We start from the raw sequence: 19145 nt of genomic DNA, 5'->3' as shown, positions 1-19145 counted from the left end.
CCTCGCATCGAGTGCCACACAGAACACTTTAGTACGTGGTCGGCATCATTCAATGAATTTTTAACTCAGGACACTAGGCGGCGAACAGAACGGCTACGACGTGCTGCGACTCATTCGCGAGGAAGAGTCGCGCCGCGGCGCGTCGCTGTCCGAACGCATGCCCGCGATCGCGCTGACGGGACACACGCAGGCGGATGCACGTTCGCGCGCACAGGCCGCGGGCTTTCAGGCGCATCTGACGAAGCCGGTCGCCGCGCCGAAGCTGATCGCGACGATCGGCGACGTGACGGCGCGCACATCGCTTCGATGAGGGCGGCGCGAGCGCGCGTTCGAATGTGACCGATGCAATGCTGCGCCGTTGAACGGAAGCATCAACCTGACGTGGCGATAGTGAGCGCGTGACGTCCCTGCATCGCCTCGATGACGCCACGGAAATGCTGCGCCGTGCGACGCAGGCCTTCGTCGAGCGGCGTCGTCGGTGTCCAGCCGAGGGCATCGCGTGCGAGCGCGATATCCGGCTGACGATGCCACGGATCGTCCATCGGCAAAGGCTTGAACACGATCTCCGATGACGATCCCGTCAATTCGATGATGCGCCGCGCGATCTCGAGCATCGAAAGCTCGTGCGGATTGCCGAGATTGACGGGTCCGGTGAGTTCATCGGGCGTGTCCATCAGGCGGATGAATGCGTCGACCATATCGTCGACATAGCAGAAGGAGCGCGTCTGCGAGCCTTCGCCGTACACGGTGATCGGCTCGCCCGAGAGCGCCTGCATCATGAAGTTGGAGATCACGCGTCCGTCCGACGGATGCATGCGCGGCCCGTACGTGTTGAAGATGCGCGCGATCTTGATCGACAGTCCGTGCTGCCGCCGATAATCCATGAAGAGCGTTTCGGCGCAGCGCTTGCCTTCGTCGTAACACGAGCGCGGACCGATCGGATTCACGTTGCCCCAGTACGCTTCCTGTTGCGGATGCACATGCGCGTCGCCATACACTTCGCTCGTCGATGCCTGGAAGATGCGCGCATGCACGCGCTTCGCAAGCCCGAGCATGTTGATCGCGCCGTGCACGCTGGTCTTCGTCGTCTGCACCGGATCGTGCTGGTAATGAATCGGCGAAGCGGGGCAGGCGAGGTTGTAAATCTCGTCCACTTCGACGTAAAGCGGAAATGTCACATCGTGCCGCATCAGTTCGAAATTCGGGCTGTCGAGCAGATGCGCGATGTTGTCCTTCGTGCCGGTGTAGAAGTTATCGACACACAGCACATCGTGCCCGAGCGCGAGCAGCCGCTCGCACAGATGCGAGCCGAGAAAGCCCGCGCCGCCCGTCACCAGAATTCGCTTTCTATAGGCTTCTCTCATGTCGCCTTCATCCTTTCGATGTGTGTGCTAACTGCATACGAAGCGCAGCGTTTCGTCCCAGTCGCGGGCGAAGCGCGCGATATTGAATCGTTCGAGCGCGGTGCGCCGCGCGCCTTCGCCGAGACGCCGCGCTTCGGCGGGATCGCGCAGCAGGTGCTGCATCGCGTCGATGAGCGCCTGCGTGTCGGTATGCACGTAGCCGCTTTCGCCGTTGCGGATCACGGTGGCGAGTTCGGTCGTCGCGAGACCGATGATCGGCATGCCGATCGTCATCGCTTCGACGATGGCGAGCCCGAGGCTCGTCCAGCGAATCGGATTGAAGAAGAAGCGATAGCGCGCGCTGAACGCCGCAAGCTCCAGATTGCCGATCTCGCCGATGCCGCCCGCCGACTGCGCATCCATGCCGACGAGATCGAGCGGCACGCGCGCGGCCGCTTGTGCATAGACATCGTTGCCGAGCCGCCTGCCGCGCTGGCGCAGATGATTGATCACCGCGATGCCGCGTTCGAGTTCGCCGCTATAGCGCACGCCTTCGGGCACGATCACGCCGTGTTCGATGACGCGCGTCGGCGTTTCGCCGCTGTCCCACATCAGCTTGTTGAAGTGCGTGACGTGCACGAGCAGCGTGTCGCGTTCCTGCACCCAGTGCTTCTGTTCGAAGGGGTTTTCCTGCGGCGGATCGTGCTCGATGTAGACGCGCGGCAGCCGGCGTTGCGCGTCGCTCAGCAGATTGATGCGGTCGTCGTCCCATTGACGCTTGTGCTGAAAGAGCACGACATCGAAGGATTGCGACTGCACTTCGCTCGCCGGAATTTCATGCACGTTCGGGCCGAAGGGCAACGCACCCGCCGTGCCCGCATAGCCCGGCGGATAACCGGGGCGCGTGACGAGATAGAAGTCGTGCGGCGCCTGGCTCAGATAGTAAAGATAATTGCCGTGAATATGCCAGGTAAGCACGCGCAGACGCCGGGAACTAGTCGTGGGCATGAAGAAGCGTCTCCTCTCGGACGGTCGATTCAAGCTGGGCGAATGCCGTGTCGATCACGGATTGCACGCTTATGTTCATCGCGCATTCATGACCGTAAGGGCACTCGCGAAACGCGCACGGACGGCACGAGGGCCAGTCCGCGAGCACGCGATGACGCGCGTGATCGAGCGGCGCCCAGCGACGTGTATCGCTGCCCGACGCGACGACGACACTCGGCGTGCGCATCGCTGCGGCGACATGCGAAAGCCCCGTGTCGTTGCATACGATGAGCCGCGCCTTCGCGACGAGCGCCGCGAGCGAGCCGAGCGACGTGCGGCCGGCGAGATCGATGCCGGCACCTTGCGCAACGCGCGCCGTCAACGGGGCTTCACCCGCGCTGCCTGTGACGGCGACTTGCCAGCCGCGCCGCGACAACGCGCGCGCCACGTCGGCGAAGCGCTCGACGGGCCATCGACGGGAAGGCAGCTGCGCGCCCGGATGCACGAGCACGAGCCGCTCGCTATCGAGCGCGCACGCTTCGATCAGCGCATCGCATTCGCGATTGTCGGCATCGGTCAGCGGAATCTCGAGATCGAGATCGTTTGCGTCGATGCCGAGCCGCTGCATGAGCGCGGTGTATCGCGCGGATTCGGGCAGATCGTCGGGCCATGGCATGAAGACGCCTTTACGCATGGCTTCGTCCGGCTTCAGAAAGCCCGCGTTCAGACGCGCGCCGATGCCTTCGACGATATCGTTCGCCACGCCGCCGCTTCCATGCAGTTGAATCGCGAGATCGAAGCGACGTGCGCGCATCGCTTGATGAAAACGAGGCAGATGTGCATCCGTTTCCTGCTGCTCGGGAAAACCGATAGCGCCGGGAAACACGATGAGTTCATCGACGAGATGCGCGTATCGTTCGACGAAACTCGCCGCCCAAGGCAGACCGATAAGCGCGATATGTGCTTGCGGATAGGCGCGGCGCAGTGCACGCAACGCAGGCACGGCGCACAACATGTCGCCGAGCTGCAATGCGCGAAAGATGACGATGCGCTCGACGTTCATAGAAAGAAGACCCTGAACTTGAACGCGCCGCGTATGCGCCAGTAGATCGACAGATACGGAATGATCGCCGACGTCCACAGCATTTCCGCGACGTGCGACGGCGTGCGCGCAGTCGTCTTCAATCGTTGCATGCTGAACCATATGGTCATCGCGGCCCAGGCAAGCAATGCGAGCGACCCGGTGCGCGGCGCGTGTGCTGCGAACGATCCGATCGCAACGACGAGCGCCGCGAGCATCGCGTAGTACAAAAGCGGCGGATTGCGGCGGATGCGCGTGCGAAACATCGCGGGATACTTTTTGTAGAGCAGTGCATCGAACTGGCTCTTCTTCTGCTGCAATATGCTCACGCCCCAGCGCGCAGGGCGCACCGGATGCAGCACGGTTGCGTCTTCCGCACGCGCGATGACGAGCCCCGCCTTGATCAGCGCGAATTGCAGATCCGAGTCCTCGCGCCACGCCGCCGTAAAGCGCGCATCGAAGCCGCCCGTACGTTCGAGTGCGGCGCGCGTGACGAAGGTGTTCGCCGTCGCGAATTCGGCGCTGGCGAGTCCGGCGGCGTCGCGTTCGTAATCGGTCGGGCGTGGTCCCAGCGGCACGACGATGCGGCCCGACACGGCATCCGCGCCCGCATCGAGCGCACGCATGCCATTGGCGATCCAGTTCGGATCGGGAATGGTGTCGTCGTCGGTGAAGGCGATGCGCCGCGCAAGCGATGCGCGCCAGCCCGCGTTGCGCGCGCCCGCCGGACCCTGCGTGGCGGTGACGGCAACGTAGCGGATCAACGGGCCGCGCCGCGCACGCGATTGCGACAGGCGCTGCACGCATGCCTTCGTCGCTTCGTCGGGGCCGTCGTCGCATACGATGATCTCGTAGCGCGCCGGATCGTAGGTCTGCGCCGCGAGCGCCAGCACGCAGCGTTCGAGCATCGCGGGGCGGCGATACGTCGGCACGACCACGGTCACGTCCGGGATGAAATCGCCGCGCGGTATCGCGGGTGCATCGGCCGCGCTCATCGCGCCGTGATCGAAGAGTTCGGCGTAGGTGCTCATGCGTGCGCGCCCGGCTTTTCGACAAGGAACGAGCCGATCACGAGCGCATCGAGCGGCGACGTCCAGAACGATTCGAGTGCGTCGCGCGGCGTATTCACCATCGGCTCGCCGCGCGTATTGAACGATGTATTGACGAGAACCGGCACGCCCGTGCGCGCCTTGAACGCCGCGAGCAGATCGTAGTAAAGCGGATGCTGCGCGCGATTGACGGTCTGCACGCGCGCGGTGCCGTCGATATGCGTGACCGCGGGAATGCGCGTCTTCATGTCGTCGCGCACGTCGAACACGAAGAGCATGAACGGCGCGACGCGTGCATCGACGAACCAGTCGGCTGCGTGCTCTTCCATCACGACGGGCGCAACCGGACGAAAGTCCTCGCGATCCTTGATCTCGTTGAGGCGCGCCTGCATGGACGCATCGATGGGCGATGCCAGAATCGAACGCGCGCCGAGCGCACGCGGGCCGAACTCGGTGCGTCCCTGATACCAGCCGATGACGCGGTTCTGCGCGAGAATGTCCGCGGTTTCTTCGGCGATATTCGTGAGCTTGCGATACGGCGCGCGCGTCCACTTGAGGAAGGTTTCGATCTCGTCGTCATCGAACGACGGTCCGAGATATGCGTGATCCATGCGCCATTTTCGACCGCGATCGCCGGTCTTCGCGCGTTGCTGATAGTCGGTCCACAAGGCAGCGCCGAGCGCCGTGCCCGCATCGCCGGCGGCGGGCTGAACCCAGATTTCATCGAACGGTCCGCGATCGCGCAGGCGCGCGTTCATCACGCAGTTGAGCGCGACGCCGCCCGCCATCGCGAGATTCTTCAGACCCGTACGTTCGTGCAGCCACTTCGCGAGTTCGAGCGCGGTCTCTTCCAGAACGACCTGCAATGAATGCGCGATATCGAAATGATGCTGCGTGAGCGGGCCGCCGCGTTCGCGCGCGGGACCGAAGCGCTCGACGAGACGCGGCGCATCGACGGTATAGCTGCCGTCGCGGCGATACTTCACGATCTCGCGAAACTGATCGACATACGCGGGCTTGCCGAACGACGCGAGCGCCATCACCTTGTACTCGTCGGACGAGTGCAGGAAGCCGAGATAGCCCGTCACCGTTTCATAGAGCAGGCCGAGCGAATGCGGCAGTTCCACTTGCTTGATGCGCGTGTATTCGCCATTCACGAATTGCCCGAGACTCGTCGTGACGCCTTCGCCGCGACCGTCCATCGTGAGTACGGCGGTGTCGTCGAAAGGTGCGGCGAGAAACGCGCTCGCTTCGTGACAGAGATGATGATCGACGTTATGCCACGCGAAGCGCGGGGCGCGTCCGCCGCTTAGGAAACGCCGCTTCAGATGATGCGGCGCGCCGTCGATCAACTGACCCTTCGCATTGACGATATAGCTCAGGAACAGCGGATCCCAGGGCGATTCGGACGGGTTCGTCATCGCTTGCGCCGAGGGCATCATCGGCAGGGATATGTTCGCGTTTGCGTCCTTCGGCATGCCGGAAAACAGATGCGGATCGTACGAATACGCGATGTGATCCACATCCGCGAGTTCGATGCCCGCTTCCTTCAGGCAATAGTCGATTGCATCGAACGGAAGCTGCCATGTGGAAAACGGCACCGGCCGTTTCGCATGCTTGACGTGCGTGAAGCGCTCGTCCTCGGCCGCCGCGATGACGACGCCGTCCTTGACCAGCGCCGCGGCGCTGTCGTGATAAACCGCGTTGATTCCAAGTGTGTACATAGCTTAGCTTGCCTGTGTTATCGGATGGACGGGCGATGCATGTTCTTCTTCGATGAGCTCGAGCGCGGCGGAGACAACCTCGTCTACCTCGACGCCGACAAGGCACGCGTGATGGCCTTCGGGACACACGCTGCGATAGCACCAGCGGCACGAGACATCGTGATACAGCACGCGATGCGATGTTTGCCACGGCATGTGCTGCGGATTCGTGAGTGCGTAGAGATCCACGACGGGCGCGCGCAGCGCGGATGCGAGATGCACCGGTCCGCTGTTGTTCGAGATGAGAACGCGAGCGCGCTGGATGAGCGCGGCGAGTTCGCCGAGTTCGAGCGCGCCGGACACATCGTGCGCGTAGGGACTCGTGCCGCAGGCGGCGCGGCACAAGTGACTTTCGCTTCGCGAGCCCGTCACGAGAATCGGCCATTCCAATTGAGCGCCGAGACGTTCGATCGTTTCGGCGAAGCGTTCGACGGGATAGCGGCGCGACTCCGCGCTCGCACCCGGATGCACGACGATGAACGGTGCGTCCATATCGACATCGCGGGCGATGAGCTTTTGCGTCAGCGAGTCGATATCGGCGGGGCGCACGGAGAAGCGCATGCGCGTGTCGTCGGCTTTCGCACCGACTCTTGCGACGAGAGCGAGTTGCCGCTCCACTTCATGCCGTGTGCCGTGCTGCGGTTCAGTCTCCTGAACCCAGTCGGTGAGCAAACCATACGGATTCTCGCGGCAATGCGCGAGCCGCAGCGGAATGCCGGCGAGATGACACAACATGGCCGCGGGCAGCGGATTCTGGCTGTAGACGCTGAAGATCACCGCTGCATCGAAATGCGCCGATGCAAGGCGCGCACGCATGGCGAGATCGGCGAGGGCGTCGATGGGCGCATCCTGCTTGACCCACGGCGCGTCGTATTCGATCACATCGTCGATTGCATCGATGAAAGGCGCCGTCGCCTTGCCCGCTCGCGATGCGAGCAAGGTCAGATGCCTGCCCGGCTGCGCGGCGCGTAACGCGTGCAGCGCGGGCGTCGTCATCAGCACGTCGCCGAGATTGTCGAGACGGATGCAGAGAATGCGCTTGACATCCGCGCCCCATTCGCGCGCCTGGCTCGCGGCGCTCTTGCGCGCATGCGCTTCGACGACGGGTGCAAGCATGGGCTTCATGCGGGACACTCCGCATTGACGACTGCAATCGCCGCCTCGTACAGGTCCTTCGCGACGATATCCGGCTCGCGTCCAACGCCTTTGAGCCATTCGGTTTCGTTGCCGTTATCGATCAGCGCACTGCGGCAGCCCGCGCGATGACCGGCTTCGACGTCATCGAGAATGTCGCCGATGAACCAGCTCTGCGAAAGATCGATGCCATGCTCGCGCGCCGCACGCAACAGCAGGCCGGGCGCGGGCTTGCGGCATTCACACGCGCGCGTGAATTCAGGCACGACGCCCCGCGGATGATGCGGGCACCAGTAAATGCCGGCGAACGACGCGCCCGCTTCGGCTGCGAGTTCACGCAAACGCGCTTCGACGCGATCGAGTGCCTGCAAGTCGAACTTGCCGAGCGCGACGCCGCTCTGATTGCTGATTACGAAGATCGGCAGTTCGAGCCACGAAAACAGGCGCAACGCGTCGAGCGCGCCCGGCGCGAGGCGCATCTTCAGCGGATCGACGTTCCAGGGCACATCGTCGAGCAAGGTGCCGTCCTTGTCGATGAAGATCGCAGGCCGCAGTGGTTGCGTCATCGTGCGGCTCCGCCCATGGCAACGCGCGCGGCGGCTTGTCCTTCCTCGCCCGCAAGTCGCGCGTAGACCTGTGCGAGCGCCTGCGCGACGCTCGACCAGGTGAACATTGCGTTCGCGCGGGCGAGGCCCGCTTCGCCCATTCGCGTGGCGAGCGCGGCATCTCGCTTGAGCGCGACGAGCGCATCCGCGAGCGCGGCCGGATTCTTCGGCGGCACGAGCAAGCCGGTTTCTCCGTGCGCCACCGAGTAGCGAATGCCGCCGACAGCAGCACCGATGACGGGCCGCCCGCAAGCCATCGCCTCCAGCGGCGTGATGCCGAACGGCTCATACCACGGCGTCGTCACGAAGACATCGGCTGCGTTATAGAAGTGCTTCAGTTCACCTCGTCCATGACGGCCCACGAAGTGAACGTGCTCTTCGATGCCGCATTCGCGCGCGACCCCGCGCAGCCTGCCGATCTCCGGCGTCGCGTTCTCGTTCGCTTCATCGGAATTGCCGCCCGCCACATAAAGCTCGGCACTTTCGCCATGCTCACCGTGTAGCATGCCGAGCGCGCGCACGACATTGTCGACGCCCTTGCGCGGCACCATGCGCCCGAGTTGCAGCACGATGAACCGGTCTTGCGGCCAGCCGAGACGTTCTCTCGCTGCCGCCTTGTCTAGCGGATGGAACTCCGCGCGATCGAAGCCGCACGGCACGAGGTCGATGCGCGCGGGATCGGCGTCGTACAGATGAATCAGATCGTTCTCGTCCTGGGGACATTCGGCGATGACCGAATCGGAGCGCCTGACGAGCTCGTCTTCGATATCGAAGCGCGCATCGGGAAAGCCGTCCGATTCGCCTTGATGCAGGCGTCGCACGCGCCCCAGCGCATGAAACGTCGTGACGAGCGGCACGCCGAGCGCGTCCTTGATGCGCAGACCCACGAGGCCCGACATGAAGAAGTTCGCGTGCACGATGTCATACGGTTGCGCTTCCTTCTTCATGAAGTCGATCATGAAGCCGGCGAACGCATCCATATGCGGCAGAAGCTGTTCCTTCGGTAACTGCACGGGCGGACCGGCCGGTACATTTATCACGCGGATGTTTTCGAAGCGCGAGACGAGCGGCAATAACGAACGGTCGCAACGCGTGAACACATCGACGTCGTGACCGATGCGAACGAGCTGACGCGCGACATTCGCCACATAGATGTTTTGCCCGCCGCTGTCTACGCCACCCGCGATCGCCAACGGCGATGCGTGCTCACTGATCAATGCGATTTTCACGGAAGTCCCCTTATCTTGCGATCCCACTGTGCGTGTGCGCGGCGCGCCATCGCGTGGATCAGTCACCAGCGTTCAGCATTCCCTGTGCCACTCGTTGTCGAACTGGCGAGAACTGCGAAACGATTTGCGGTTCGATGCGGGACGAACCAAATTTCGTTTGGTTCGTCGCGCGACGCACGCGTTTTTACGTGGGGCGTGTAGAACCGAAAGACGCCGACGATTTCGTCTGCCTGGCGCGGCGCAAATCGTCTTCGCGCACGACGCGGCGCATGTCCTGGACGCGCGAGGGGATCACGCGGCGCCTGGTCATCGCCCATGCGATGCCGCTTGCGAGGATCGGTAAATCGCGCATCAGCGTGCGCTCGCGCCATGCCACGAGGAAGGCTTTTCCGGTGGCGTGAAGGGCTTGGTCGAATGGCAGGCGCATCCATGCGACCCACGCGGCGTTGCGCGCGAGGAGCCTGCGCCGTTGTGCGCTGTCGCGCAGCGGTGAGGGATGGTGATGAAGGATGAGGTCATCCATATAGACCATCTCGTAGCCGGCGGACAGGACATCCAGCGAGACGAGCGTTTCTTCTCCGCCGATGAAAAGCCTGGGCTCGTAGCCGCCGACTTGCCGGAAGACGTCGGTGCGGAACACGCACGCGCCCGCCATGAAGCCGACGAGCGCGGGACCGGGCAAGCCGCGATGCGGCAGCGGGCTTTCGCGCATTCGTTGGCAGGTCTCGTCCGCCGCGCCGTCGGCACCGACGACGACGCGCGCGTTGAGCACCGCGACGCGCGGCGCCGCATCGAGGATCGCGACGGCGCGCGACAGCGATCCGGCGCTCCACCAGGTGTCGTCATCGCAGAATGCGAGGTACTCCGTCGCGACGCGAGCGACGCCGAGATTGCGTCCGGCCGCGCCGAGATTGTCCGGCGCCACGACGAGTTCGACCGATGGAAACTGCGCCGCAATGCGCTCGGCCGTGCCGTCGGTGGACGCATTATCGACCGCTACGATGCGGATGCGGTCCGGCAGCGCCGCAAGTCTTGCGAGCGTGTCGAGCACCTGATCGGCACGGTTGTACGTCAGCACGACGACGGTGAGCCGCGCGCGATCGGGCTCGGAAAGTGTCGCCGGTTCAGCCATGGTCGACGGCTCGCAGAGTCCAGAAGCGTTCGGGCGCGAGCACGTCGTCATAGCCGTGGGGCCCGAAGGCTTTGAGCTGACTCGCATAACATTGCACCGCGCGTTGCTTCGCTTCGATGCAGCGCGAGAGCGTGGCGGCATCGATCGGATCGAGCAGCGGCGTCGCTTCGATGCCGCTTCCGATGAGCTCGACGAGCCGTTGCTGCACGAGGCCATCCATGCGCCGATATAGACAGTCTTCGTACGCAATGCATGCCGTCGCGTCCGAAAGGCACGCCTCGCGCGCGGCCGTATGAACCAGCGCGTGGTCGGAATGAAAGAGGCCGAGCGGGATGAGGAGCGTGGTGCAATCCGTCTCGCGCATCACGTCGCGAATGGCCGAGGCGATCTTGGCGGTGGTCGCGCTCGTCCCGCCTTGCGTGTATTGGGAGTCGAGAAAGCCGAGATGCACGGCGCGCGCGCCCAGGACGTGCAGCGCGGCTTTGTCTTCGACACGGCGCTCGCGCATCGCCTGATTTGCGTCCGCGAAGCCGCACTGCGCGTCCCAGTCGGTGGCGAGCGCCGTGTCCGGCGCACCCGCGAATATCGTGCAGACGGATGCGCCCGGCGACGCGGCGAGCAGGGCGCCGCAACTGAAGACGGCATCGTCGAGATGCGGGGAAATCACCAGGGTTCTTTGAGCGGAGAGAGGCATGGCCGGTTGCTTTCGATGAATCGATCCGAAGCCACTGCGCAATGACCGTGCCTCGACGCGCCGGTCTGCAGGTAATCGTCTGATCGTGCGCGGTCGGCGCGTATAGATTGATTAGGAACCCAAGCTAATCGCAACGCGGAGACGACTTCAGCCCGTTCGCATGAAGGCACCGCCGGGGCCCGCTCCGACCCAGGCGCATCGGCCGCGACCGACGCTTAACAAGAGCGTGAGCACGCCGGCGCACAAGAAGGCGAGCCGGACGATCATGGGCTATCTGAGATTGTCGCGCGATGCAGGGCATAGGCTCAGCGCATCGCGATAACTTCAACGCCGCCGCTTCTGCTGAAGCGAAGGCGGCCGTTCGGTCAGGCTGTTCGCCGTGTCCTTGACGAGCGCGCCTGCATCGATGAACTGACGCCGGTACTCCGCCGGCGTCGTTTGCTTCGCGGCCTTGAATTGCCGATTGAAGTTGGCGACGTTCGCAAATCCCGAGCGCGCGGCGATGACCGATATCGGCAGGGACGTGTCGCCCAGCATCCGGCACGCATGGCCGATTCGAACGCGAGCGATGTATCGCCCGACGCTCTCGCCGATGTGCTGCACGAAATAGCGCGTCAAGGTGCGCTCCGAAAGGCTCGCCGCTTCGCATAGCTCCGATAGCCGGAGCGGTTCGGCAAAGCGCGCATCGATCATCGAAAGAACGCGATTGATGCGCTCGGGCTCGTGACCGGACGGCCCCGCGTTCGTCTGATTGAAAGCGCTCGGCGACGCGAGCGGATGGCCCGGCGCATCGGCGAGCGTGCACAGGACATCGAGCGCGGCGCTCAGGCGTTCGCGCGGCGCGGTCGAGAGCAACTGTCCGAGACGGCTGCGCATCCGTTCGCCGGCGGGAGGCTCGAACGCCAGCCCGCACGCCGCACGGCGCAGGAGCTTGCGAAGCGGCTCGTATTCGCGGCAGCAGTCCGCCATGCGCCGCGCCCAGTCGCCGTCGAACCAGATGACGATCGCGACTTGCGGCAACGACGAGTCGATCGACCGGTTCGACGACCACGTATGCGGCAAATCAGGCGGCACGAGGACGAGATCCTCGGCCTGATAGTCGTTCACCGAATCGCCGATATAGCGCTTGCCGTGACTGTTCATCGTCAGCGTCAGCTCGTATTCCGGATGGTGATGCCATTCGAATGGAATACGCGCGAGCCGCCGATGGTAAACCCGCACCGAACAGTCCGCGCCGAATTCGACATGCTCGTAGGCTGGTTTCATGGCCGAAAACGCAAATGAATTGCCTGAATCGTATCACCGCCGCAGACGGACGCATCATATGCTGTGTCCACGGAAATTCATGTGGAGACGATCATGGCGCTGAAAATCGATGACTTGCCGGGCGCGATCCGGCAAGCAAAAAAGGAACTGCGCGCCGCGCTGCCGAACTACCGCGGAGTGTTCGCGCAAGTCGAGCAGACGATCGGCGAGGAAGCGAAGCGGATCGCCGCGCGGCGCGATCGCGGCGAAGACGTCATTCCGGAAATTCAGTTCGCCGACATCACCGAAGGGCGCGTGACCGGCGAGCAGATCGCGCTCGTCAAGTCGAGCGGCGCGTGCGTGATCCGCAATGTCTTTCCACGCGCACAGGTACAGCAATGGGATGAAGACATCGCGCATTACGTCGAACGAAATCGCCTCGACAAGCGCCTCGAAAACCGCGCCGAAGACAAGTACTTCGGTCAGCTCGCGTCGAGCAAGCCGCAAATCTACGGCGTGTACTGGTCGAAGCCTCAAGTGCTGGCTCGCCAGTCGGAATCGCTGACCGCGGCGCGCGTGTTTCTCAACAAGCTCTGGCGCAACGAGAGCGAAGGACGCGTTCACTTCGACCCGGAACATGTGCCGGTTTATGCCGACCGTCTGCGCCGGCGGCCGCCCGGTTCCGCGTCGCTCGGCTTGTCGGCGCATTGCGATGGCGGCTCGGTCGAGCGCTGGATCGAAGGCAATTTCCGCAAGGTGTATCGCCACGTCTTCGCGGGCAACTGGCGCGATTACGATGCGTTCGATGCCGCTTTCCGTCCCGATGTCGAAGAGATCGCATCGCCGGCCGTGTGCTCGATGTTCCGCACGTTCCAGGGCTGGACCGCATTGACGCCGCAAGGTCCGGGCGACGGCACGCTGCAGCTCGTGCCCATCGCCAACGCGATGGTGTACATCCTGCTGCGCGCGCTCCAGGACGACGTCGCCGACGACGACCTGTGCGGCGCGATGCCCGGACGCGCGCTGTCGATCAGGCCGGAGTATCACGCGCCGCTGTTCGAGGCGCTGTCGTCGATCCCGAAGATGGATGCGGGCGACACCGTGTTCTGGCATAGCGACGTCATTCACGCGGTCGAAGACGAACACAAGGGCGCCGGCTACAGCAACGTCATGTACATCGCTTCCGCGCCCGGATGCGCCAAAAACGACGCGTATCTGAAGCGTCAATTGCCGAGCTTCCTGAAGGGCGAAAGCCCGCCCGATTTTCCAGGCGATCATTTCGAAGTCGATTTCGAAGGCCGCGCGACGCCCGACGACCTGACGCCGCTCGGCAAGTCGCAACTCGGATTCGAACAGCGCGCGTGAACGCGTCGCTTCATAAATAAATAAAACCCGGAGACAAGCAATGAAACGATCAACGATGTCGGTTGCGGCAGCCGTCGCGATGTTCATCGCCGGCACGCACGCGGTATCGGCCGCCGAACAGATCTCGGTCCTGCACTGGTGGACTTCCGGCGGCGAATCGAAAGCGATCCGCGTGCTCAAGGACGACATGAGCAAGCAAGGATACGAATGGAAGGACTTCGCCGTCGCGGGCGGATCGGGCACGGCGGCCATGACCGCGCTGAAGACACAGGTGATCTCGGGCAACGCGCCCTCCGCCGCGCAGATCAAAGGACCGCTGATTCAGGACTGGGCCGATCAGGGCGTGGTCGTCACGATCGATCAGGCCGCGGCCGACTGGAAAGCGCACACGCCCGCGCAGATCGACAACGCGATGAAGTCGGGCGGACATTACGTCGCCGCGCCGTTCTCGGTGCATCGGATCAACTGGCTGTGGATCAACAAGGGGGATCTCGACAAGGTCGGTGGCAAGCCGCCCACGACGTGGCCGGAGTTCTTCGCGCTTGCCGACAAATTTCGCGCGGCGGGCATCACGCCTGTCGCGCATGGCGGTCAGCCGTGGCAGGACATGACCATCTGGGAGACGGTCGTGCTGTCGCAAGGCACGGACTTTTATCGCAAGGCGCTCATCGATCTCGATCAGAAGACGCTCACGTCGCCGCAAATGATTCAGGTCTTCGAGACGGTGCAGAAGATACGCACTTACTTCGACAAGGCCTATCACGGCCGCGACTGGAATCTCGCCACCGCGATGGTGATCTCGGGCTCGGGCGGCATGCAGTTCATGGGCGACTGGGCCAAGGGCGAATTCGCGAACGCGAGCAAGAAGGCGGACGTCGACTTCGTCTGCGCGCCCGCTCCGGGCACGTCGAACGCCTACACGTACACGGTGGATGCCTTCGTGTTCTTCCAGCAGAACGGCAAGAAGGATGCGACGCCGGGACAGATCGCGATGGCGAAGACGATCATGTCGCCCGAATTCCAGGAACAGTTCAGCCTCAACAAGGGTTCGATTCCCGTTCGCCTCGATGTGCCGATGGACAAGTTCGACAGCTGCGCGAAGAAGTCTCGCGCGGACGAGCAGGCGACGATCAAGTCGGGCGGCTTCCTGCCTTCGCTGGCTTTCGGCGAACTTCAATCGCCGGTGACGGCGGGCGCGATCACCGACGTCGTGACGAATTTCATGAACTCGAACGAGGATGCGAAGGAAGGCGTGCGCAAGCTCGCCGCCGCCGCGAAGATCAAATAAAAGGCGCATCCGTAGCGCCGACGCCTTCATAAGAAGCCTTCCCGCCGCCCGACGGAATGTGGACTCAACGATTGTTCCCGTCTGGCACTAACTTCCTGGATTTTTCGCTGTGGATACTCGGTCATCGGTTCGCCGCTTGCGCGACGGACCGCACCGAAACGGGGAATGCCGCGCCGGCGAGCCCGATTTTCCACTTCTCCAGGAACCGTCATGAACACGATCCGCGTCTGTGGCTTGAAACGCCTGCCGGGCAAGCTGCTTAGAAAGTTCTCGCCGGCGCGCGCGCTGGCGACACTCGTCGTCGCCGTGTGCGCGTGGGGCGGCGCGCAGGCCGCGAACGCCGAAGACAAGGAAGTGACGATCGCGTATCAGCAGATCGTCGATCCCTGGGTCGTCGGCATCGCCGATGGCTCCATCGCCAAGGCGACCGGCTACAAGATCAACTGGCGGCAATTCGAATCCGGCGCGAAGGTGGCGACCGCGATGGCCTCGGGCGACATCAAGATCGGCGTGATCGGCTCCAGCCCGCTCGCCGCCGCCGTCAGCCAGGGCGTGGACGCGCAGCTCTTCTGGATTCTCGACAACATCAACGAAGCCGAGGCGATGGTCGTGCGCAACGGCTCGGGCATCGCCAAGCCGGCGGATCTGAAGGGCAAGACCATCGGCGTCCCGTTCGTCTCGACGACGCACTATCACACGATGTTCGCGCTGCAGCACTGGGGCATCGATCCGTCGTCGGTGAAGATTCTCAACATGCAGCCGAATCAGATCGCGGCGGCGTGGGAGCGCGGCGATATCGACGCTGCCTACGTGTGGGATCCGGCGCTCTCGCAACTCAAGAAGAGCGGCAAGGTGCTGATTACGTCGGGCGATCTGTCCAAGCTCGGCAAGCCGACGTTCGACGGCATCGCGGTCGATCGTGCGTGGGGCGAAGCGCACAAGGACTTCATGGCGAAGTTCGTCAAGGCCATCTCCGATCTCGATGCGCAATACCGCAACGATCCGGCCAAATGGACCGCGCAGTCGCAGCAGGCCGCGGCCATCGCGAAGACGATCGGCGGCGCGCCGGCCGACGTGCCGGGCTCGCTTTCGCTGTATGGCTATCCGTCGGCGCAGGAGCAGGCGACGAAGCAGTGGCTCGGCGGCGGCGCATCGAGCCGCGCGGCCTTCGCGCTCAAGGACACGGCGGACTTCCTGAAGCAGCAGAAGCGCGTCGACGCCGTGCTGCCGGACTATTCGAAGTTCGTGACGGCGGAATACGTCGAAGCCGCGGAAAAACTGAAATAAGCCCGGCCGCGCGCCGCTTGCCCTTGGCACATCCGAGTCCGGAGGACATATGGGTTGCATGCAGGTGAGGAACGTGAGCGTGGTGTTTCCGGGCCGACGCCCGGGCGAGCGCGTGCAAGCGCTCGACGGCATCGATCTCACTATCGGCGATGGCGAATTCGTCGTCGCGCTGGGTGCGTCGGGTTGCGGCAAGACGACGCTTTTATCGCTGATGGCGGGTTTCATCGCGCCGTCATCGGGTGAGATGCTGCTCAACGGCAGGCCGGTAGAAGGGCCGGGCGCCGATCGCGGCGTCGTGTTCCAGAAGCACGCGCTCTTGCCGTGGCTCAACGTGCTCGACAACGCGACCTTCGGCCTGAAGCTGCAAGGCGTGCCGAAGGCGCAGCGCGAGGACATCGCGAAGCGCAATCTCGCGCTCGTCGGCCTTCAGGATTTTCATCGGCACATGATTTATCAGCTGTCGGGCGGCATGCAGCAGCGCGTCGGCATTGCGCGCGCGCTGACCTGCGATCCGGCGATGCTGCTGATGGACGAGCCGATGGCCGCGCTCGATGCCCTTACGCGCGAGACCATCCAGGAGCTGCTGCTCGATGTCTGGCAGCGCACGCAGAAGATGTTGTTCTTCATCACGCATAGCGTCGAGGAGGCGCTTTTTCTGGCGAGCAGGCTGATCGTGATGTCGCCGCGTCCGGGCCGCATCACGCATAGCTACGATCTCGATTTCAACCGCCGCTTCCTCGCCACACGCGATGCGCGCGCGATCAAGTCCAGCCCCGATTTCATCGAGATGCGCGAGCGGGTGCTCGGCATCATCTACGGCGACGAGCGCGCCGCTCATCATGCGGAGGAGATTCATCATGGTTAAGCGCGCATCGATGACGGTGCCCGGTCCCGCGATCGACAGCGGCATCGGCGCATCGCGGCGTCCGCCGGGCCGGCCCGCGCGGCAATCGAAGAAGAAGCCGGTGAAGCCGGGCGACACGTTCGGCGTGCCAGGCTACGGCAGCAGCTTCGCGATGAGCATCGCGACCGTCGCCGTGCTCGTGGCCGGCTGGTTTCTGATCACCGGCATGCACTGGGTCAAGCCGCTCTTTCTTCCGTCGCCGCAAGCGGTCTATGCGAAGTTCATCGCGGTGGCGAGCGATGGCTTCGCGAACTCGACGCTCGCGGAACACGTCGTCGCGAGCTTGCTGCGCGTGTTCGGCGCATTCGCGCTCGCGTGTGCGACGGCGATTCCGGTCGGCGTGATGATGGGCGTCTCGCGGCACGCGCGCGGCGTGTTCGATCCGCCGATCGAGTTTTACCGGCCGCTGCCGCCGCTCGCGTATTTGCCGCTCATCATCATCTGGTTCGGCATCGGCGAGTTCTCCAAGATCTTCCTGATCTATCTCGCGATCTTCGCGCCGCTCGCGATCGCCGCGCGCGCGGGCGTGCGCTCGGTGTCGATCGAGCAGATCCACGCCGCGTATTCGATGGGCGCGTCGCGCACGCAGGTCGTCACGCATGTGATCCTCAAGTCCGCGCTGCCGGAGATTTTCACGGGCATGCGTATCGGCATCGGCGTCGGCTGGACGACGCTCGTCGCGGCGGAGATGGTCGCTTCGACGCGCGGTCTCGGCTTCATGGTGCTCAACGCGGCCGAGTTTCTTGCGAGCGATGTCGTCATCATGGGCATCATCGTGATCGGCTTCTTCGCGCTTTGCTTCGATCTGCTGATGCGGTATCTGGAAAAAGCGATGGTGCCGTGGAAAGGCCGCGTGTGATGCCTTTCAATAGCCGATCCTGAGCGGCTCGGGATGCGTGCGGCTGATCGCGAGTGTCGCGCCGACCTTGAAGCCCGAAAGTGTGATGGATGCCGTGAACGGACGGCATCCGTTCGCCGCGTTCGGATCGAGCGCCGAATTCGCCTGGAACGACTGCGTGACGCCTTCGGCCGCGAAGTACACGGTGACGTCGTTGCCGCGTCTGACCGCGAGCGCGGCGCGCGGTCCGTTGAGCGAGTCGAGGATCGGATCGCCGCTGCAATCGGACGATGCGAAATCGACGACCTTCGTCGCGAGCCAGTTGAAGTCGGTCGCGGAAAAGTGAAAGGTCGCGTCCTGTACGCGTGCAATGGGAATCACGGCGGTTGCGTCTCCGGCCGTCAGCGCGACGCCGTTTTGCGCGGCGAAGATCGTGAGATCGCCGATGACGTGACCGTTCGCATCGAACACCCTGACAGGGCGATGCCTTGCCTGATGCGCGAAGTCATCGGCGGGCGATGTTGTTGCGTATAGCGCGATCAGCGCTCCGATCAGCCAGTGCCTCATGTCGGTCTCCGTGCGGTCCGTGCGCGTCTTCCGTCAATAAGCCACGCGCAACGGCTCGGGATAATGCTGCGTCAGCGGATACGTGCGCTCGATGGCCCAGTAGTTGGCGCCTTGGTCAGACAGACTCGTCAGGCAGGTCGTCGCCCCGGTAGACGGATCTGTCTGCCTGAACGACCACACTTGCACGTTGCCGGACATTTGCTTGCCCGCGATATAGACGGTCACGTCGGCGCCTTCTCTGAGCGGCATCGCCGGAGCGGGGCTGCCGGCATCCGCGACGGCGACGCTCCCGGTGCAATCGTGCGATGGGTAGGGCACGAACGTATAGCCGACCCATTCGTATTGCGAGGCCGAATACTGCAACGGACCGACGCGCTTATGATTCACCGCCACGAAGACGGGCTCGCCGTCTATCGCGAGATACACGCCGTTGACGCCCGAATAAACCTCCAGCGGGCCGACGCGCTTTCCCTGTGCGTCGTACACCATCGGCTGGCGCAGTGTGTTCTCGCCGGAATGCGCGCGATCGTCGCGTTTATCGCGTTTATCGCGTTCATCGCGTTCATCGGCGGCGCTCACGCTCGCGCACAGGACGAGCAGCAAAACAAGCATTCGACACATGAAGCGTCTCCGT

19 protein-coding genes are annotated in these 19145 nt (G+C 63.8%); 6 read left to right on the top strand and 13 right to left on the bottom strand.

What is annotated here, in order from left to right; translation table 11 throughout:
* Positions 1-100 precede the first annotated feature (100 nt).
* Positions 101-310, top strand: a complete 210-nt coding sequence (locus tag NCS02_RS35125; protein WP_250523653.1) for a response regulator — start codon at positions 101-103, stop codon at positions 308-310.
* 61 nt (positions 311-371) lie between these two features.
* Here the strand turns inward: NCS02_RS35125 and NCS02_RS35120 are convergent, their stop codons facing one another.
* The 11 genes from NCS02_RS35120 to NCS02_RS35070 form a co-directional block, all read right to left on the bottom strand.
* Positions 372-1364, bottom strand: a complete 993-nt coding sequence (locus NCS02_RS35120) for a UDP-glucuronic acid decarboxylase family protein (protein WP_250437773.1) — start codon at positions 1362-1364, stop codon at positions 372-374.
* Between the two features lie 27 nt (positions 1365-1391).
* On the bottom strand, positions 1392-2351 hold the full coding sequence (locus tag NCS02_RS35115) for a glycosyltransferase family 4 protein (protein WP_008345361.1): 960 nt from the start codon (positions 2349-2351) through the stop codon (positions 1392-1394).
* Positions 2338-3393: a glycosyltransferase family 9 protein gene (locus NCS02_RS35110; protein WP_250437772.1), complete on the bottom strand. Its 1056-nt coding sequence runs from the start codon at positions 3391-3393 to the stop codon at positions 2338-2340. Before NCS02_RS35110 ends, NCS02_RS35115 begins: the two co-directional genes overlap by 14 nt.
* Positions 3390-4406 (bottom strand): glycosyltransferase family 2 protein, encoded by a 1017-nt coding sequence (locus NCS02_RS35105; protein ID WP_250520487.1) that lies wholly within the window; start codon positions 4404-4406, stop codon positions 3390-3392. Before NCS02_RS35105 ends, NCS02_RS35110 begins: the two co-directional genes overlap by 4 nt.
* A gap of 32 nt (positions 4407-4438) precedes the next feature.
* Positions 4439-6184, bottom strand: coding sequence for a carbamoyltransferase family protein (locus NCS02_RS35100; protein WP_033535668.1), 1746 nt, complete (start codon positions 6182-6184; stop codon positions 4439-4441).
* A 3-nt stretch (positions 6185-6187) separates the two neighbouring features.
* Positions 6188-7348: a glycosyltransferase family 9 protein gene (locus tag NCS02_RS35095; RefSeq protein WP_502800928.1), complete on the bottom strand. Its 1161-nt coding sequence runs from the start codon at positions 7346-7348 to the stop codon at positions 6188-6190.
* A complete protein-coding gene (locus NCS02_RS35090) occupies positions 7345-7923 on the bottom strand; it encodes a D-glycero-alpha-D-manno-heptose-1,7-bisphosphate 7-phosphatase (RefSeq protein WP_008345366.1) in 579 nt (192 codons plus the stop codon). Before NCS02_RS35090 ends, NCS02_RS35095 begins: the two co-directional genes overlap by 4 nt.
* Positions 7920-9191: a glycosyltransferase family 4 protein gene (locus NCS02_RS35085; protein ID WP_008345367.1), complete on the bottom strand. Its 1272-nt coding sequence runs from the start codon at positions 9189-9191 to the stop codon at positions 7920-7922. Before NCS02_RS35085 ends, NCS02_RS35090 begins: the two co-directional genes overlap by 4 nt.
* A gap of 184 nt (positions 9192-9375) precedes the next feature.
* Positions 9376-10323 carry a glycosyltransferase family 2 protein gene (locus tag NCS02_RS35080; RefSeq protein WP_250523652.1) on the bottom strand — a complete coding sequence of 316 codons (948 nt, stop codon included), beginning with the start codon at positions 10321-10323 and terminating at the stop codon, positions 9376-9378.
* A complete protein-coding gene (locus tag NCS02_RS35075; RefSeq protein WP_250520464.1) occupies positions 10316-10990 on the bottom strand; it encodes a PIG-L deacetylase family protein in 675 nt (224 codons plus the stop codon). The genes NCS02_RS35080 and NCS02_RS35075 overlap by 8 nt, the downstream gene beginning before the upstream one ends.
* A gap of 351 nt (positions 10991-11341) precedes the next feature.
* The gene (locus tag NCS02_RS35070) at positions 11342-12283 is read right to left on the bottom strand and encodes a helix-turn-helix domain-containing protein (RefSeq protein ID WP_175982418.1); all 942 of its coding nucleotides are present in this window, start codon (positions 12281-12283) and stop codon (positions 11342-11344) included.
* Between the two features lie 93 nt (positions 12284-12376).
* Between NCS02_RS35070 and NCS02_RS35065 the strand changes: the two genes are divergently transcribed.
* From NCS02_RS35065 to NCS02_RS35045, 5 genes are all read left to right on the top strand, one after another.
* Positions 12377-13627 (top strand): DUF1479 domain-containing protein, encoded by a 1251-nt coding sequence (locus NCS02_RS35065; RefSeq protein ID WP_250520463.1) that lies wholly within the window; start codon positions 12377-12379, stop codon positions 13625-13627.
* Positions 13628-13667: 40 nt separating this feature from the next.
* Positions 13668-14915 (top strand): ABC transporter substrate-binding protein, encoded by a 1248-nt coding sequence (locus tag NCS02_RS35060; RefSeq protein WP_502800927.1) that lies wholly within the window; start codon positions 13668-13670, stop codon positions 14913-14915.
* 210 nt (positions 14916-15125) lie between these two features.
* Positions 15126-16202 carry a taurine ABC transporter substrate-binding protein gene (gene tauA / locus NCS02_RS35055; protein WP_250437755.1) on the top strand — a complete coding sequence of 359 codons (1077 nt, stop codon included), beginning with the start codon at positions 15126-15128 and terminating at the stop codon, positions 16200-16202.
* Between the two features lie 49 nt (positions 16203-16251).
* Positions 16252-17067: a taurine ABC transporter ATP-binding protein gene (locus NCS02_RS35050; RefSeq protein WP_250520462.1), complete on the top strand. Its 816-nt coding sequence runs from the start codon at positions 16252-16254 to the stop codon at positions 17065-17067.
* A 10-nt stretch (positions 17068-17077) separates the two neighbouring features.
* Positions 17078-17965, top strand: a complete 888-nt coding sequence (locus NCS02_RS35045) for an ABC transporter permease subunit (RefSeq protein WP_200889158.1) — start codon at positions 17078-17080, stop codon at positions 17963-17965.
* Positions 17966-17971: 6 nt separating this feature from the next.
* On the opposite strand, the gene NCS02_RS35040 is transcribed toward NCS02_RS35045, so the two are convergent.
* Positions 17972-18511 carry a hypothetical protein gene (locus NCS02_RS35040; RefSeq protein ID WP_250457692.1) on the bottom strand — a complete coding sequence of 180 codons (540 nt, stop codon included), beginning with the start codon at positions 18509-18511 and terminating at the stop codon, positions 17972-17974.
* A gap of 33 nt (positions 18512-18544) precedes the next feature.
* Complete coding sequence (locus tag NCS02_RS35035) at positions 18545-19132, bottom strand: hypothetical protein (RefSeq protein WP_250520461.1); 588 nt, start codon at positions 19130-19132, stop codon at positions 18545-18547.
* Positions 19133-19145: the final 13 nt, after the last annotated feature.

This window comes from Caballeronia sp. NCF2 (assembly GCF_023631205.1).
Lineage (GTDB): Bacteria > Pseudomonadota > Gammaproteobacteria > Burkholderiales > Burkholderiaceae > Caballeronia > Caballeronia zhejiangensis.
The sequence above is the reverse complement of the archived record's forward strand: the minus strand, read 5'-3'. Positions and strand labels throughout refer to the sequence as shown.

Bases quoted from the DNA above. Each gene is read 5' to 3' on its own strand.
- NCS02_RS35120 (WP_250437773.1), bottom strand. From the start codon at position 1,364: ATGAGAGAAGCCTATAGAAAGCGAATTCTGGTGACGGGCGGCGCGGGC.
- NCS02_RS35115 (WP_008345361.1), bottom strand. From the start codon at position 2,351: ATGCCCACGACTAGTTCCCGGCGTCTGCGCGTGCTTACCTGGCATATT.
- NCS02_RS35110 (WP_250437772.1), bottom strand. From the start codon at position 3,393: ATGAACGTCGAGCGCATCGTCATCTTTCGCGCATTGCAGCTCGGCGAC.
- NCS02_RS35105 (WP_250520487.1), bottom strand. From the start codon at position 4,406: ATGAGCGCGGCCGATGCACCCGCGATACCGCGCGGCGATTTCATCCCG.
- NCS02_RS35100 (WP_033535668.1), bottom strand. From the start codon at position 6,184: ATGTACACACTTGGAATCAACGCGGTTTATCACGACAGCGCCGCGGCG.
- NCS02_RS35095 (WP_502800928.1), bottom strand. From the start codon at position 7,348: ATGAAGCCCATGCTTGCACCCGTCGTCGAAGCGCATGCGCGCAAGAGC.
- NCS02_RS35090 (WP_008345366.1), bottom strand. From the start codon at position 7,923: ATGACGCAACCACTGCGGCCTGCGATCTTCATCGACAAGGACGGCACC.
- NCS02_RS35080 (WP_250523652.1), bottom strand. From the start codon at position 10,323: ATGGCTGAACCGGCGACACTTTCCGAGCCCGATCGCGCGCGGCTCACC.
- NCS02_RS35070 (WP_175982418.1), bottom strand. From the start codon at position 12,283: ATGAAACCAGCCTACGAGCATGTCGAATTCGGCGCGGACTGTTCGGTG.
- NCS02_RS35065 (WP_250520463.1), top strand. From the start codon at position 12,377: ATGGCGCTGAAAATCGATGACTTGCCGGGCGCGATCCGGCAAGCAAAA.
- NCS02_RS35060 (WP_502800927.1), top strand. From the start codon at position 13,668: ATGAAACGATCAACGATGTCGGTTGCGGCAGCCGTCGCGATGTTCATC.
- tauA (WP_250437755.1), top strand. From the start codon at position 15,126: ATGAACACGATCCGCGTCTGTGGCTTGAAACGCCTGCCGGGCAAGCTG.
- NCS02_RS35050 (WP_250520462.1), top strand. From the start codon at position 16,252: ATGGGTTGCATGCAGGTGAGGAACGTGAGCGTGGTGTTTCCGGGCCGA.
- NCS02_RS35045 (WP_200889158.1), top strand. From the start codon at position 17,078: ATGACGGTGCCCGGTCCCGCGATCGACAGCGGCATCGGCGCATCGCGG.
- NCS02_RS35040 (WP_250457692.1), bottom strand. From the start codon at position 18,511: ATGAGGCACTGGCTGATCGGAGCGCTGATCGCGCTATACGCAACAACA.
- NCS02_RS35035 (WP_250520461.1), bottom strand. From the start codon at position 19,132: ATGTGTCGAATGCTTGTTTTGCTGCTCGTCCTGTGCGCGAGCGTGAGC.